Source organism: Pseudomonas sp. GD04058 (assembly GCF_029836855.1).
In the GTDB taxonomy this organism is placed as follows: Bacteria; Pseudomonadota; Gammaproteobacteria; order Pseudomonadales; family Pseudomonadaceae; genus Aquipseudomonas; species Aquipseudomonas bharatica.
On record NZ_JAOECN010000029.1, the window covers coordinates 1 to 14,655 of the forward strand.

14 protein-coding genes are annotated in these 14,655 nt (G+C 62.0%); 11 read left to right on the forward strand and 3 right to left on the reverse strand.

Going from position 1 to position 14,655, the window contains the following annotated elements; all coding sequences use genetic code 11:
* Positions 1-185: 185 nt before the first annotated feature.
* Entirely contained in the window at positions 186-1,406 is a 1,221-nt protein-coding gene (locus tag N7650_RS20545) for a CaiB/BaiF CoA-transferase family protein (protein ID WP_279899762.1), read from the reverse strand.
* Between the two features lie 14 nt (positions 1,407-1,420).
* Entirely contained in the window at positions 1,421-2,602 is a 1,182-nt protein-coding gene (locus tag N7650_RS20550) for an acyl-CoA dehydrogenase (protein WP_279899763.1), read from the reverse strand.
* 165 nt (positions 2,603-2,767) lie between these two features.
* On the opposite strand from N7650_RS20550, the gene N7650_RS20555 reads away from it, so the two are divergent.
* The 10 genes from N7650_RS20555 to N7650_RS20600 all read left to right on the forward strand — a co-directional run bounded on the left by N7650_RS20555 (position 2,768) and on the right by N7650_RS20600 (position 12,516).
* Positions 2,768-3,682 carry a LysR family transcriptional regulator gene (locus N7650_RS20555; RefSeq protein ID WP_009403442.1) on the forward strand — a complete coding sequence of 305 codons (915 nt, stop codon included), beginning with the start codon at positions 2,768-2,770 and terminating at the stop codon, positions 3,680-3,682.
* Positions 3,683-4,099: 417 nt separating this feature from the next.
* On the forward strand, positions 4,100-5,221 hold the full coding sequence (locus N7650_RS20560) for a Re/Si-specific NAD(P)(+) transhydrogenase subunit alpha (RefSeq protein ID WP_279899765.1): 1,122 nt from the start codon (positions 4,100-4,102) through the stop codon (positions 5,219-5,221).
* Between the two features lie 11 nt (positions 5,222-5,232).
* Positions 5,233-5,550, forward strand: a complete 318-nt coding sequence (locus tag N7650_RS20565; protein ID WP_009403440.1) for an NAD(P) transhydrogenase subunit alpha — start codon at positions 5,233-5,235, stop codon at positions 5,548-5,550.
* Positions 5,551-5,552: 2 nt separating this feature from the next.
* Positions 5,553-6,989 (forward strand): NAD(P)(+) transhydrogenase (Re/Si-specific) subunit beta, encoded by a 1,437-nt coding sequence (locus N7650_RS20570; protein WP_009403439.1) that lies wholly within the window; start codon positions 5,553-5,555, stop codon positions 6,987-6,989.
* Positions 6,990-7,166: 177 nt separating this feature from the next.
* On the forward strand, positions 7,167-8,660 hold the full coding sequence (locus tag N7650_RS20575) for an acetyl-CoA hydrolase/transferase family protein (protein ID WP_009403438.1): 1,494 nt from the start codon (positions 7,167-7,169) through the stop codon (positions 8,658-8,660).
* Between the two features lie 319 nt (positions 8,661-8,979).
* The gene (locus N7650_RS20580) at positions 8,980-9,195 is read left to right on the forward strand and encodes a DUF1127 domain-containing protein (RefSeq protein ID WP_009403437.1); all 216 of its coding nucleotides are present in this window, start codon (positions 8,980-8,982) and stop codon (positions 9,193-9,195) included.
* Positions 9,196-9,477: 282 nt separating this feature from the next.
* The gene (locus tag N7650_RS20585; protein WP_009403436.1) at positions 9,478-9,795 is read left to right on the forward strand and encodes a DUF2388 domain-containing protein; all 318 of its coding nucleotides are present in this window, start codon (positions 9,478-9,480) and stop codon (positions 9,793-9,795) included.
* A gap of 112 nt (positions 9,796-9,907) precedes the next feature.
* Complete coding sequence (locus N7650_RS20590) at positions 9,908-10,213, forward strand: DUF2388 domain-containing protein (protein ID WP_009403435.1); 306 nt, start codon at positions 9,908-9,910, stop codon at positions 10,211-10,213.
* Between the two features lie 27 nt (positions 10,214-10,240).
* Positions 10,241-10,561 carry a DUF2388 domain-containing protein gene (locus N7650_RS20595; RefSeq protein WP_009403433.1) on the forward strand — a complete coding sequence of 107 codons (321 nt, stop codon included), beginning with the start codon at positions 10,241-10,243 and terminating at the stop codon, positions 10,559-10,561.
* Positions 10,558-12,516, forward strand: a complete 1,959-nt coding sequence (locus N7650_RS20600) for a DUF4105 domain-containing protein (protein WP_279899768.1) — start codon at positions 10,558-10,560, stop codon at positions 12,514-12,516. The genes N7650_RS20595 and N7650_RS20600 overlap by 4 nt, the downstream gene beginning before the upstream one ends.
* Here N7650_RS20600 and N7650_RS20605 read toward each other — a convergent pair whose 3' ends face one another.
* Positions 12,517-12,918 carry a GFA family protein gene (locus N7650_RS20605; protein WP_279899770.1) on the reverse strand — a complete coding sequence of 134 codons (402 nt, stop codon included), beginning with the start codon at positions 12,916-12,918 and terminating at the stop codon, positions 12,517-12,519.
* A gap of 378 nt (positions 12,919-13,296) precedes the next feature.
* On the opposite strand from N7650_RS20605, the gene N7650_RS20610 reads away from it, so the two are divergent.
* Positions 13,297-14,604 (forward strand): CitMHS family transporter, encoded by a 1,308-nt coding sequence (locus N7650_RS20610; protein WP_009403428.1) that lies wholly within the window; start codon positions 13,297-13,299, stop codon positions 14,602-14,604.
* Positions 14,605-14,655 lie beyond the last annotated feature (51 nt).

Below are 14,655 nucleotides of genomic sequence, written 5' to 3' on the forward strand. Positions count from 1 at the left end.
AAGACCGAAGCACTTCCGATACTACCTTAAACTTCTAACTCGTTGAATCTCAAGGAGTTTTCCGTTTCGACTGCGCCGGAAGTGGGGCGAATTATAGAGAGATTGAATCGAGCGTCAAGCACTAATTTGAAATTGATTCAAATCAGGCCTGCCGCCCCGATTCCCTCTATATAGAGACAAGGGGCTCAGAGCACCCCGGCCTCCCGCAGTCGCTGGATAGCATCAGCATCAAGGTCCAGCACACCAGCCAGGATCTGCTCGGTATGCTCCCCCAGCAGCGGCGGGGCATTGCGGTACTCCACCGGCGTTTCCGAAAGCCGAATCGGACTGGCCACCTGCGGCACTATCCCGGCCAGCGGATGGGGGATATCGATCGCCAGCCCCCGAGCCTGCACCTGGGGATCGGCAAACATCTGCGCCAGATCATTGATCGGCCCGCAGGGCACACCCGCTTGCTCCAGCTGGCTGACCCACTCGGCCGTGGTCTTGAACACCGTGGCCTGGCGAATCAGCGGAATCAGTTCGGCCCGGTTCGCCACCCGCAGCTTGTTGGTCGCGAACCGCGGATCATCCGCCCACTGCGGCTGACCCGCCACCTCGGCGAATTTGCGGAATTGCCCATCGTTACCCACGGTCAGGATGAAGTCCCCATCCGCAGTAGGAAAGTCCTGATAAGGCACGATGTTCGGATGTGCATTGCCCAGCCGACGCGGAGGGGTACCGGTAGTGAGATAGTTCATCGCCTGGTTGGCCAGGCAGGCCACCTGCACATCCAGCAGGGCCATATCGATATGCTGCCCGCCGCCATGCTGATCCCGGTGGGCGAGGGCAGCAAGGATCGCCACCGTCGAATACAGCCCGGTAAGAATATCAGTCAGCGCCACCCCGACCTTCACCGGCCCGGCACCGTCTTCTCCTTCAGGACGCCCGGTCAGGCTCATCAACCCACCCAGCCCCTGGATCATGAAGTCATACCCGGCACGCTTGGCATACGGACCGGTCTGACCGAAACCGGTAATGGAGCAATAGATCAGATCGGGATTGATCTGACGGAGGCTTGCGTAGTCCAGCCCATAGGCAGCCAGGCCACCCACCTTGAAGTTCTCGATCACCACATCGGACTTCGCCGCCAGCTCCCGCACCAGCTTCTGCCCTTCGGGCCGGGTGAAGTCGATGGTCACCGAGCGCTTGTTACGGTTGGCCGACAGGTAATAAGCCGCCTCGCTGGTGTTCTCGCCGCTGCTGTCCTTGAGGAAGGGCGGTCCCCAGGCGCGGGTATCGTCCCCGCTGCCCGGCCTCTCGACCTTGATGACCTCAGCCCCCAGATCCGCGAGGATCTGACCGGACCATGGCCCGGCCAGTACCCGCGACAGATCCAGGACCCGCAAATGAGAAAGCGCGCCCATGGACTGTCTCCCTATTAATAGAAGGCCTGAATGCCGGTCTGCGCACGACCGAGGATCAGTGCATGCACGTCATGGGTACCCTCATAGGTATTCACGACCTCAAGGTTGACCAGGTGACGAGCCACGCCGAATTCGTCGGAGATGCCGTTGCCGCCCAGCATGTCCCGGGCCAGACGCGCGATCTCCAGGGCCTTGCCGCAGGAGTTGCGCTTCATGATCGACGTGATTTCCACCGCCGCGGTGCCTTCGTCCTTCATCCGCCCCAGGCGCAGGCAGCCCTGCAGGCCCAGGGTGATTTCGGTCTGCATGTCGGCCAGCTTCTTCTGGATCAACTGGTTCGCCGCCAGCGGGCGACCGAACTGCTGACGATCCAGGGTGTACTGGCGCGCGGTGTGCCAGCAGGCCTCTGCAGCGCCCAGAGCCCCCCAGGAGATACCGTAGCGCGCCGAGTTCAGGCAGGTGAACGGACCTTTAAGACCACGCACATCCGGGAAGATGTTTTCTTCGGGGACGAATACGTTATCCATGACGATCTCGCCAGTGATCGAGGCCCGCAGACCGACCTTGCCATGGATCGCAGGCGCGCTCAGGCCCTGCCAGCCTCTTTCCAGCACGAAACCACGGATATCGCCTGCATCGTCCTTGGCCCAGACCACGAACACATCGGCGATCGGGCTGTTGGTGATCCACATCTTGCTACCCGTCAGGCGGTAGCCGCCATCCACTTTCCTCGCACGAGTAATCATGGAGCCCGGGTCAGAACCGTGGTTTGGCTCGGTCAGACCAAAGCACCCGATCCACTCCCCGCTGGCAAGCTTCGGCAGGTACTTCTGCTTCTGCGCTTCGGTGCCGAACTCATTGATCGGCACCATCACCAGCGAGGACTGCACGCTCATCATCGAGCGGTAACCGGAGTCGATACGCTCCACTTCACGAGCAATCAGGCCATAGCACACGTAGTTCAGGCCGCTGCCGCCGTACTGCTCCGGGATGGTCGCGCCCAGCAGGCCGACTTCGCCCATTTCGCGGAAGATTGCAGGATCGGTCTGCTCATGTCGAAAGGCTTCCAGCACACGTGGCGCCAGCTTGTCCTGGGCGAAGCTGTAGGCGCTGTCACGCACCATACGCTCCTCTTCGCTGAGCTGCTGATCCAGGAGCAGCGGATCGATCCAGTTGAAGCTTGCTTTGCCGGCCATGTGGGAATCCTCGAGGTGGGAAAGGGAATGATGGTTCTCGTGCCTTGATCCTAGGCCCGAACGGGAAGGGCGACAAACGAGGATTCCGCAACCTCTTGTGCTAATTTCTCACTTCGTAATTGAGATGAAGGCTGTTCCGAAGCCAGATTAGTGAGGTTGACGTATATGCGGCGCAAGATTCCCAGCACCACGGCCCTGGTCTGCTTCGAGGCAGCAGCCCGCCACGAGAGCTTTACCAAGGCGGCGCAGGAGCTTTCCCTGACCCAGGGTGCCGTTTGCCGACAGATCGGCGGGCTGGAGGAGTTCCTCAACGTCGAACTGTTCCGCCGCTCGAGACGCGGCGTAAAACTCACCGAAGCCGGCCTGTCCTACAGTCGCCGGGTGGCAACCCAGCTAGACGCGGTGGAACGCGACACGCTGTCAGTAATGGGCCAGCAGGGCGCCAATGTGATCGAACTGGCGGTCGTGCCGACCTTCGGCACCCAATGGCTGCTGCCGCGGCTCAAGGATTTCCAGCAGCGCCACCCGGACGTCACGGTCAACCTCACCAACCGCACCCGGCCTTTCCTGTTCGCCGACACCAACTTCGATGCCGCCATCTACTTCGGCGACGCCGACTGGTCCGGTACGCAATCCCACAGGCTGATGGGAGAAAACCCGGTTCCGGTGTGCAGCCCGTCGCTATTGGGCAAGCACGAGAAGCTCGATCCGCAGACCATCGCCCAACTGCCCCTGCTGCAGCAGACCACCAGGCCCTACGCTTGGCGCCAATGGTTCAACAGCCTGGAAATGAACGTCGCACGCGACATGACAGGCCCGCGCTATGAACTATTCTCGATGCTGGCCCAGGCAGCGATGCACGAGATGGGCGTGGCGCTGATTCCACCGTTCCTGATCCAGCGTGAACTGGAGGAGCGCAGGCTAGTGATTGCCAACCCGCACGGACTGTCCAGCATCAAGGCTTATCACTTGATGATCCCGGAAAGAAAGGTCGAGTCGGCATCATTGCGTGCTTTCCGCGATTGGCTGGTAACCGAGGCGCAGCGCTATACCGCAGCAGACAAGGCTCAAGCAGACTAATTGACCCGGTAGTCAATTAAATTTAACACCTACAGATATAAGGAAATGTCGCAGAAGCGACAACTGTTGTGCCCTCCATCAAAAACCCTGACAACCCCAATGTTTACGGGGCTTTAAAGCGCAAAAAACGACCTTTTTCTTCCTCTCCGCGAAAATTGTCAGAAAATTTTTAAAAAATCTCCTAATGTCGCTAAACCCCGTGTTTGGCGGGCTAAAGCCGGTTCGTTGCGACAAGTGGTCACAGGGTGACTTGTAGTTTCGATTAAGTTTCCATTCAGAACCCATTGAAGCGATTCAGGATCGCTTGCAAAATGCCGCGCCCCGCCTCGTTCAGGCGGGATCGTGCTGATCGGCCGCCCCAGACGCACCATCCGTAGTGCGCTGGTTCAACAACAAAGATCACGCAGGAGAAATGACGTGCACATTGGTGTTCCTCTCGAAACGCAGACGGGCGAAACACGGGTCGCTGCCACTCCCGAAACCATCAAGAAACTGGTGAGTCAGGGTCATCAGGTCACTGTAGAGCGTGGAGCCGGCATCAATGCCAGCATTCCTGACAGTGCCTACGAGGCAGTCGGCGCGGTTCTTGGAAGCGCCGCCGATGCGTTTGGCGCGCAGCTTGTCCTTAAGGTTGTCGCGCCCAACGACAGCGAACTGGCCCTGATCAAGAGCGGCAGCGTGCTTGCGGGCATGCTCAACCCGTTCAACAACGATCTGATCGCAAAAATGGCCGAACGCGGGATCACCGCCTTCGCTCTCGAAGCTGCGCCACGCACTTCCCGGGCCCAGAGCCTGGACGTGCTGTCCTCGCAGGCGAACATCGCCGGTTACAAGGCCGTGTTGCTCGCCGCGCACCACTATCCACGCTTCATGCCGATGCTGATGACCGCCGCCGGTACGGTGAAAGCCGCCCGCGTGCTGATCCTTGGAGCGGGTGTGGCCGGCCTGCAGGCCATCGCCACGGCCAAGCGCCTGGGTGCGGTGATCGAGGCGTCGGACGTGCGTCCGGCGGTGAAGGAGCAGATCGAATCCCTCGGTGCCAAGTTCATCGATGTGCCGTACGAGACCGACGAGGAACGCGACTGCGCGGTTGGCGTCGGCGGCTATGCCCGCCCGATGCCGGCGAGCTGGATGCAGCGCCAGGCCCAGGCCGTGCACGAGCGCGCCAAACAGGCCGACATCGTCATTACTACGGCCCTTATCCCGGGCCGCAAGGCGCCAACCCTGCTTAGCGCGGAAACCGTGGCGCAGATGAAGCCCGGCTCGGTGGTCATCGACCTGGCAGCGGCCCAGGGCGGCAATTGCCCGCTGACCGTCGCCGATCAGATCGTCATCGAGAATGGCGTGACCATCGTTGGCCCGACCAACCTGCCGGCCCAGGTCGGCGCCGATGCCTCGGCGCTCTACGCGCGCAACCTGATGGACTTCATGAAGCTGCTGTTCGACAAGGACGGCGCGCTGACGATCAACCTCGAAGACGACATCGTCGCCGCGTGCCTGATGTGCCGCGACGGCCAGGTCATCCGCAAGAACGGTTAAGGAGCAGGGCAATGGAAGACATGCTGATTTCCCACGGTGTCTATAACCTGATCATCTTCGTGCTGGCGATCTATGTCGGCTACCACGTGGTCTGGAACGTCACGCCTGCGCTGCACACCCCGTTGATGGCGGTCACCAACGCCATTTCCGCCATCGTCATCGTCGGCGCCATGCTCGCCGCGGCGCTGACCGTCACCCCGCTCGGCAAGGTCATGGGCACCCTTGCGGTGGCCCTGGCGGCGGTGAACGTGTTCGGTGGATTCCTCGTCACCCGGCGCATGCTGGAGATGTTCAAGAAGAAAGCCGCGAAGGCAGAGGGGCAGAAGTAAAGATGAGCATGAACCTGGTAACACTTCTCTACCTGGTAGCGTCGGTCTGCTTCATCCAGGCCCTCAAGGGCCTGTCGCACCCGACCACCTCCCGGCGCGGCAACCTGTTCGGCATGCTTGGCATGGCCCTGGCGGTCATCACGACCGTTGGCCTGATCTACAAGCTTGGCGCGGAGCTGGCCACTGATGGCATCGCCTACGTGATCGTCGGCCTGCTGATCGGCGGTAGCGCCGGCGCGATCATGGCCAAGCGCGTGGAAATGACCAAGATGCCGGAGCTGGTAGCCTTCATGCACAGCATGATCGGCCTGGCTGCGGTGTTCATTGCCATTGCCGCTGTGGTCGAGCCGCAATCCCTGGGTATCGTCAGCGCCATCAGCGACCCGATCCCCACCGGCAACCGCCTGGAGCTGTTCCTCGGTGCGGCTATCGGTGCGATCACCTTCTCCGGCTCGGTCATCGCCTTCGGCAAGCTCTCCGGCAAGTACAAGTTCCGCCTGTTCCAGGGCGCACCGGTACAGTTTGCCGGGCAGCACAAGCTGAACCTGGTACTGGGCCTGACCACCATCGGCCTCGGCCTGGTGTTCACCTTCACCGGCAACTACACCGCCTTTGCCGTGATGCTGGCCCTGGCCTTCGTCATGGGCGTGCTCATCATCATCCCGATCGGCGGGGCAGACATGCCCGTCGTGGTGTCGATGCTGAACAGTTACTCGGGCTGGGCGGCGGCAGGCATCGGCTTCTCGCTGAACAACTCGATGCTGATCATCGCCGGTTCCCTGGTGGGTTCGTCCGGTGCCATCCTCTCGTACATCATGTGCAAGGCGATGAACCGCTCCTTCTTCAACGTCATCCTCGGCGGATTCGGTGGTGATACCGATGCCGGCGCGGCGACCGGATCGAAGGAACAGCGCCCGGTGAAGTCCGGCTCCGCCGACGACGCCACCTTCCTCCTGAGCAACGCCGACACCGTGATCATCGTGCCCGGCTACGGCCTGGCGGTGGCCCGTGCCCAGCACGCACTGAAGGAACTGACCGAGAAGCTGACCCACGCCGGGGTGACGGTGAAGTACGCCATCCACCCGGTGGCCGGTCGCATGCCCGGGCATATGAACGTGCTGCTGGCGGAAGCCGAAGTACCGTATGACCAGGTGTTCGAGATGGAGGACATCAACTCCGAGTTCGGCCAGGCCGACGTGGTCCTGGTGCTGGGCGCCAACGACGTGGTCAACCCGGCGGCGAAGAACGATCCGAAATCGCCGATCGCCGGCATGCCGATCCTGGAGGCCTTCAAGGCCAAGACCATCATCGTCAACAAGCGCTCGATGGCCAGCGGCTATGCCGGCCTGGACAACGAACTGTTCTACCTCGACAAAACCATGATGGTCTTCGGCGATGCCAAGAAGGTCATCGAGGACATGGTCAAGGCCGTCGAATAAGGGCCTTTTCCAGATGTGACAAAAAGCCCCGGTTCGGCAACGACCGGGGCTTTTTCGTCCCCGGCCTGCCGACGGAAGGCTCTATTGCAGGGCTTCACATACGACCTTGGTCGTGGGACGAGTCTTTGCGAAAGCAATAGACTGCGCTCCTGGTTTCAATACCCGAGATAACAATCCATGTACCGTGATCGTATTCGCTTGTCCTCGCTGCACAATAAAGTCATGAGCGCGGCCGATGCCGCCGGCCTGATCCAGGATGGCATGACCGTTGGCATGAGCGGTTTCACCCGCGCCGGTGAAGCCAAGGCCGTTCCCCACGCATTGGCCGAGCGGGCCAAGCAGTCGCCGCTGAAGATCAGCCTGATGACCGGCGCCAGCCTGGGCAACGACCTGGACAAGGAACTGACCGAAGCCGGTGTGCTGGCACGACGCATGCCGTTCCAGGTGGACAGCACCCTGCGCAAGGCGATCAACGACGGCAAGGTGATGTTCATCGACCAGCACCTGTCGGAAACCGTCGAGCAACTGCGTAACCAGCAGCTCAAGCTGCCGGACATCGCTGTCATCGAAGCGGTGGCGATCACCGAACAGGGCCATATCGTGCCGACCACCTCCGTGGGCAACTCGGCGAGCTTCGCGATCTTCGCCAAGCAGGTGATCATCGAGATCAACATGGCGCACAACGCCAATCTCGAAGGCCTGCACGACATCTATATTCCGACCTACCGTCCGACCCGCACACCGATCCCGCTGGTGAAGGTCGATGACCGCATCGGCAGCACGGCGATCCCGATCGACCCGGCCAAGATCGTTGGCATCGTCATTACCGAACAGGCGGATTCGCCGTCTACCGTGCTGCCACCGGACGAAGAGACCCAGGGCATCGCCAACCACCTGATCAACTTCTTCAAGGAAGAAGTAGCGGCAGGGCGCATGACCAACAGGCTCGGCCCGCTGCAGGCCGGCATCGGCAGCATCGCCAACGCGGTGATGTGCGGCCTGATCGAGTCGCCGTTCGAAGACCTGACCATGTACTCCGAGGTACTTCAGGACTCGACGTTCGACCTGATCGACGCCGGCAAGCTGGGCTTCGCCTCGGGCAGCTCGATCACCCTGTCGAGCCGCCGCAATGCCGATGTGTTCGGCAACCTGGAGCGCTACAAGGACAAGCTGGTGCTGCGCCCGCAGGAGATCTCCAACCACCCTGAAGTGGTGCGCCGCCTGGGCATCATCGGTATCAACACCGCGCTGGAGTTCGACCTGTACGGCAACGTCAACTCCACCCACGTCTGCGGTACACGGATGATGAACGGCATCGGCGGCTCGGGCGATTTCGCGCGCAATGCCCACCTGGCCATCTTCGTGACCAAGTCGATCGCCAAGGGCGGCGCGATTTCCAGCGTGGTGCCGATGGTCAGCCACGTCGATCACACCGAGCACGACGTAGACATCCTGGTAACCGAGCAGGGCCTGGCCGACCTGCGCGGACTGGCACCGCGCGAGCGTGCCCGGGCGATCATCGACAATTGCGTGCATCCGGACTACCGCGAAGCGCTCAACGACTACTTCACCCGCGCGTGCGAGCGGGGCGGTCATACCCCACACATCCTGCGCGAAGCGCTGGCCTGGCATGAAAACCTGGAAGAAACCGGGCGCATGCTGGCCGTTTAATCGGTGAACACTGCTCAGCCGACAAGGTGCAATGCCTGTCGGCTGAACAGTTCGACCAACTGACTTGAAAAAACTGTACTACTGTACCGCTCAAAACCCCTCGATTTTCCGCCTTCCACTCGCCAAAAATTGAAAAACGCACCATTTTTGCGCTCACCAGTACAGTTGCGTGCATTTCGAGTGCAACAGTGCCCTTAAACAGTTAACTGGACCATCACAATGCAGGTGAACTGTATCTACTGTTATGGACGCCCGAGGAGGATCATTGGCATCAGTTAAATCACTACTCAATGCCGCCACAAGCGGAAGGAAGCACATCATGGAACGTACCCTCAGTTCCGGTCTGGTTTTCGAAAGCAACGCTCAACAATCCAAAGCTGCCCTGCCACTGCGCCTGTTGGCCAACCTGGTTCTGTGGCAACGTCGTATCTCCAGCCGCCATCAACTGGCTCGTCTGGACGCTCGCCTGCTGGCTGACGCCGGTATCAGCGAAGCACAACGTTACGAAGAGCTGAGCAAGCCTTTCTGGCGTTAATGCAAGGCCCGCCGGCCAAGGCCGGCACCGAATTCCGAAAAACCCGTCGCAGGTGACTGCTGACGGGTTTTTTCGTTCTGGAAGGCGCGGACTAGAGGGATTTGAAGGCCGACAGATACAGTTTTCATATTTATAAAATCAACCATAACAGTTATATCGACCGGCGCTTCGCTTGTTACGTGTTACGCTTTTTCCAACAGGGTTTTATGCCACGCGTAGCGCAACCGGCTGAGCGTGCGTCTGACAGTTGCTGGACCCAAGTCCTACCTCAGGAGATAGACCATGATCCGTACCCGTCTGCTGGGCGCCGCACTCTTGCTGGCCCTGGCTTCCACCGCCCACGCCACGAGCTTCATCGTCACCACCGACTCCCTGGTCGGTGCACTGAAAGCCTCTTCCGACGCCACGTCCGACGTGACCTCGTCGTTCCGCGACAACAAGATCGTGCGTGCCGCCCGTGACGACGCCGCCAGCTTCGTCGCCAGCAACGGCGATATCCGCGGAGTGAAACTGGAAAGCGCCTTCGCCCATATCCGCCAGCAACTGCCGACCCTGCAAGCCAGCGACGCACAACTGGCCCAGGCGATCCTGGCGCTGTAGGCCTGACACACCAGGCAACACCCTGCAAAACAGCCGGGCCAACCGCTCTGGCCCGGGCTGATGCCATGGGATAGCCTTGGACACCTTGTGTTTCCAAGGGCCATCTCTTTCCATGCGTTATGTGTTTTTGCTGCTTGCACTGTTCGGGTCCACAACGGCGTTCTCGACAACGGCCGAGGCCTTCGACATGACCACCGCCGCCAGCGTTATAGGCGGCTACGCCACCAGCCAGGTGACCAGCGCGCCCTTCGACCGCAAATGGGTGCAGGCCGCCCGCGACGATGCTGCGGCCTACGTCGCCAGCGATGGCCAGCTCCGTGGCGCACGGCTGGAATCGGTCATTGGCCGGCTACGCCGGGAAAACCCCGATCTTCATGCTGGCGACCTTGAACTGGCGCAAGCAATTCTCGTCCAATGATCACCCCTGTTTCTCCGGAGAAGTTCCATGCGTAACCCGCTGATCGCCGCCACCCTCGGCTTCCTTCTGCTGGCCGATGTGGCCCAGGCACATACCCTGGTGGCCACCAGCAATATCATCGTCCGTGCCTTTGGCCGCTCGATCGATTTCACCTCGGACACCACCACCTCGATCCGTGATTCCAAGGTCGTTCGCGAAGCCCGTGACGACGCGGCCAGCTTCGTCGCCAGCAATGGCGATATCCGCGGCGCACAACTGGAAGCCGCCTTCAACACCCTGCGCCAGCGCGTCCCCGAAGCGCGCGACGCCAGCGACCAGGTACTCGCCGAAGCCATCCTCGCGCTGTGAAATCACTCCGTGCCTGGCTGCTGGGCGGCGTACTCGCGCTGCTCGGCAGCCCCGCCGTGGCCGATCTGCAATTGCATTTGCAAGGTGACGGGCTGAGCGCGGCCCAGCGCCAGGCGACCCAGGCATTACTGGATGAAGCGCTGGAAAAACTGCCATCCAGCTTCAAGACCCGACTCGACCGCAGCGTCACCATCAGTTGGGACTCGCGCATGCGGCAGGATGCGTACGGCCAGGCTTCGCTGGTTTCGACCCTGGCCCTGAACCGTCGTCTTCTTAACAGCCTCACCGACGGCAGCGCCGCCACGCAGAAGACCGGTCGCCCCCACGGCACGGTGCGCGAAGAGCTGCTGGCCACCGTGCTCCATGAGCTCACCCATATCTACGACCGCGCGCGGCTCTGGCCGGCGGACCAGCGTCGCCTGATCGTCCAGTGCCAACGCCAGCTCGACAGCCAGGGCAAGGTCGGCCTGCGTGACGAATGCCGCGGCCAGCCAGGGCGCCGCTTCACCCTTAGCGACGATCCGCGCCTGCTCGACCTGGCCGGCTGGCCGCAATATGTCGGTCGTCGCGGCGAGCGCGAGCAGGAAAACCACCAGGACGTACGCACCCCGGACAGCTACGAGCTGAGCAGCCCCAAGGAATTCATCGCGGTCAACATGGAGTATTTTCTCCTCGACCCGAGCTACGCCTGCCGTCGCCCGGCACTGCACGCCTACCTGAGCGGACATTTCGGCTGGGCGCCGGAACATCCGCCCTGTGCGGCAGAGCTGCCTTACCTCAACGCCGGCAATGACTTCGCCAAGCAGCCCCTCGGCTACATCGACCCGGAGCGGGTCTATTCGGTGGACTACCTGCTGGCCGAAGCCAACCAGAACTGGGTCAGCCGCTGGGGCCATAGCATGTTGCGCCTGGTGATCTGTGCGCCGGGTCGCCCGCGAGGCCCGGATTGCCGGCTGGACCTCGACCAGCATCTGGTCCTGTCGTACCGCGCCTTCGTCAACGACGTGCAATTGTCCAGCTGGGACGGCCTGGTGGGCTCCTATCCATCGCGCCTGTTCGTGCTGCCGCTGGGCCAGGTCATCGACGAATACACCAAGACCGAGCTGCGCAGCCTGTCCTCGGTGCCGCTCAAGCTGTCCCGTCCGGAGCTGGAAAACCTGGTGCGCCAGGCCCTGGAGATGCACTGGAGCTACGACGGCAACTACTTCTTCCTGTCCAACAACTGCGCGGTGGAAACCCTCAAGCTGTTGCGCAGCGGTACCGCCAACCGGCAACTGACCAGCCTCGACAGCATCATGCCCAACGGGTTGCTGGAAGTGCTCAAGGGCCGCGGCCTGGCGGATACCCGTGTGCTCGACGACCCGCGCGAGGCGCTGCGCCTGGGCTACCGCTTCGACTCCTACCGTGATCGCTTCGAGGCCATGTTCCAGGTGTTGAAGAAACAATTGCCGATTCCCCAGGCAACGGTCGAATCCTGGCTGGAACAAAGCGCGGAGCAGCGCCGTACCTGGTTCGAGCGCGCCGACCTGCGCACCAGTGCAGCGATGCTGCTGCTGGAACAGGCCGCCCTGCGCCGGCAACTGCTGCTGGCCCAGGACGAGGTCAAGCAGCGCTATCTGAGCGGCCGCTCGCAGCAGGACGGACGGGTCGACAAGGCCAACCGCACATTGCAAGAGATCCTGGCCAACAGTGGCTTTCTCAGCAAACCGGCCGAATTGCTGGGGCAGGGCGGCTACGGGCTGCCCCAGGCCCAGGAACGCGAGCAGTTGCTGGACAGCAGCCGCGAGCGACAGGCACGGTTGCAAAGCCTGAGCACCGACCTCGACAAGGAAGCCCGGGCGTTGCTCGACCCCAAGCGCGACAAGGAAATCCGCGCCGTGGAAACCAACGCCAAACTGATCGGCGACCACCTGCGGGCCCTGCACAAGGCGGCCGGCGGCCTGGAGCTGCCCTGATTACAGCGATTCGTGTTCCTCACCGGGCAGGTGCTCGTCCAGATGCAGCCAGGGCAGGCGGCTGACCGTCCAGATATGCCGGTCGGGGCGGACCGAGGCCGGGTCGTGGAGGGTAGCGATGGTGATATCGATGGTTTCCGGGCTCAGGTCGGTGGTCAGGGCCAGATGGGCGCCACAGCGGCTGCAGAAGTAACGCACGCAACTGGCGGACGAGTCGTAGCGCTGCGGAGTGCCGGTCAGCCATTGGAAGGCAGAGCAGGGCACCGTGGCCCAGGTGATCAGCAAGCCGCCGGAAACCTTGCGACAGATCGAGCAATGGCAATGGGCGACATCGGTCAGCGGGCTTTCGACCCGGTAGCGCAGGGCGCCGCAATGGCAGCCGCCTTCCTGGTGTTGGCTCATTTTCGTTGGGCACTCCTTCGCGGTATTCAGTGATTTTTCCAGTGGTCTCAAGGGCCTCATCGCTGGCAAGCCAGCTCCCACAGTGGCCGACCCTGTGGGAGCTGGGAGGCTCTCAAGGTTAAAAATGAAGCTTTCAGCATCGAAAGCTGGCTGAAAGCTTAGGCCCTTAGCATCGCCTCACCACCGGCAAAACGACCGGCGCGCCAGGGCACCCGAAATCAGGATGCCCGGCCTATTCAACAAGAACAATGGTGATTCCGATGTCCTTCCGTACCGTCCTGCGCCCGCAATTCCCGCCGTTACTCCAGCCCCAGCGCCCAACCCGCTGATCCGTCCGTTTCGTCCCGTCCCGACGCACCTACGCCTGGAGTACCCCCCATGCTGACCTTCCTCGGCTTCGCCATGGTCATCACCTTCATGTACCTGATCATGACCAAGCGCCTGTCGGCCTTGATCGCGCTGATCCTGGTACCGATCCTGTTCGCCCTGTTCGGCGGCTTTTCCAGCAAGATCGGCCCGATGATGCTGGAGGGCATCAGCAAGCTGGCGCCTACCGGCGTGATGCTGATGTTCGCCATCCTGTATTTCGCCCTGATGATCGACTCCGGCCTGTTCGACCCGGCCGTGCGCAAGATCCTCAAGCTGGTCAAGGGCGATCCGCTGAAAGTCTCGGTCGGCACTGCCGTGCTGGCCCTGGTCGTGTCCCTCGATGGTGACGGCGCGACCACCTACATGATCTGCTGCGCCGCCATGCTGCCGCTGTACAGCCGCCTGGGCATGAGCCCGCGGATCATGGCCGGCCTGATCATCCTGGCCGGCGGGGTGATGAACATGACCCCGTGGGGCGGCCCGACCGCCCGTGCCGCCAGCGCCCTGCATGTAGACCCTTCGGACATCTTCGTACCGATGATCCCGGCCATGCTCGCCGGTGTCGCCGCCATCCTGGTGATCGCCTACTGGTACGGCAAGCGCGAGCGCGCCCGCCTCGGTGAGCTGCACTTGCCCGGCGACGAGATCGACCACAGCGAAATCTCCGTGTCCCAGTACCCGGATGCCCGCCGTCCGAAGCTGCTGTGGTTCAACGGCGCCCTGACCGCAGCGCTGATGGCCGCCCTGATCGCCGGCCTGCTGCCGCTGCCGGTGCTGTTCATGATCGCCTTCAGTATCGCCATGATCGTCAACTATCCCTGCCTGCAGCAGCAGAAGGACCGTATCGCCGCCCACGCCGGCAGCGTCCTGGCGGTGACCGGCCTGATCTTTGCCGCAGGTATCTTCACCGGCATCCTGTCGGGCACCGGCATGGTCGACGCCATGTCCAAGAGCCTGCTGGCAGTGATCCCGGATGCACTGGGCCCGTACCTGGCGGTGATCACGGCGATCGTGAGCATGCCGTTCACCTTCTTCATGTCCAACGATGCCTTCTACTACGGGGTACTGCCGGTGCTTTCGGAAGCCGCCAGCCACTACGGCATCTCGCCAGTGGAAATGGCCCGCGCTTCGATCGTCGGACAGCCGGTACACCTGCTCAGCCCGCTGGTTCCATCGACCTACCTGCTGGTGGCCCTGGCCGGTATCGAGTTCGGCGATCACCAGCGCTTCACGCTCAAGTGGGCGGTGCTGGTCTGCCTGTGCATAATGTTCGCCGCGCTGCTCATGGGAATTTTTCCGCTGTTCAGCAGCCTCTAAGTAAACGGGATTCAACCAACCTGTCGCGCGCCGCTGCGGTGCGCGACGCTT

Coding starts and splice junctions, on each gene's coding strand:
- N7650_RS20605 (WP_279899770.1), bottom strand. CDS start 12,918: ATGAGCCAACACCAGGAAGGCGGCTGCCATTGCGGCGCCCTGCGCTAC.
- N7650_RS20610 (WP_009403428.1), top strand. CDS start 13,297: ATGCTGACCTTCCTCGGCTTCGCCATGGTCATCACCTTCATGTACCTG.
- N7650_RS20555 (WP_009403442.1), top strand. CDS start 2,768: ATGCGGCGCAAGATTCCCAGCACCACGGCCCTGGTCTGCTTCGAGGCA.
- N7650_RS20595 (WP_009403433.1), top strand. CDS start 10,241: ATGCGTAACCCGCTGATCGCCGCCACCCTCGGCTTCCTTCTGCTGGCC.
- N7650_RS20585 (WP_009403436.1), top strand. CDS start 9,478: ATGATCCGTACCCGTCTGCTGGGCGCCGCACTCTTGCTGGCCCTGGCT.
- N7650_RS20550 (WP_279899763.1), bottom strand. CDS start 2,602: ATGGCCGGCAAAGCAAGCTTCAACTGGATCGATCCGCTGCTCCTGGAT.
- N7650_RS20590 (WP_009403435.1), top strand. CDS start 9,908: ATGCGTTATGTGTTTTTGCTGCTTGCACTGTTCGGGTCCACAACGGCG.
- N7650_RS20545 (WP_279899762.1), bottom strand. CDS start 1,406: ATGGGCGCGCTTTCTCATTTGCGGGTCCTGGATCTGTCGCGGGTACTG.
- N7650_RS20575 (WP_009403438.1), top strand. CDS start 7,167: ATGTACCGTGATCGTATTCGCTTGTCCTCGCTGCACAATAAAGTCATG.
- N7650_RS20565 (WP_009403440.1), top strand. CDS start 5,233: ATGGAAGACATGCTGATTTCCCACGGTGTCTATAACCTGATCATCTTC.
- N7650_RS20580 (WP_009403437.1), top strand. CDS start 8,980: ATGGAACGTACCCTCAGTTCCGGTCTGGTTTTCGAAAGCAACGCTCAA.
- N7650_RS20570 (WP_009403439.1), top strand. CDS start 5,553: ATGAGCATGAACCTGGTAACACTTCTCTACCTGGTAGCGTCGGTCTGC.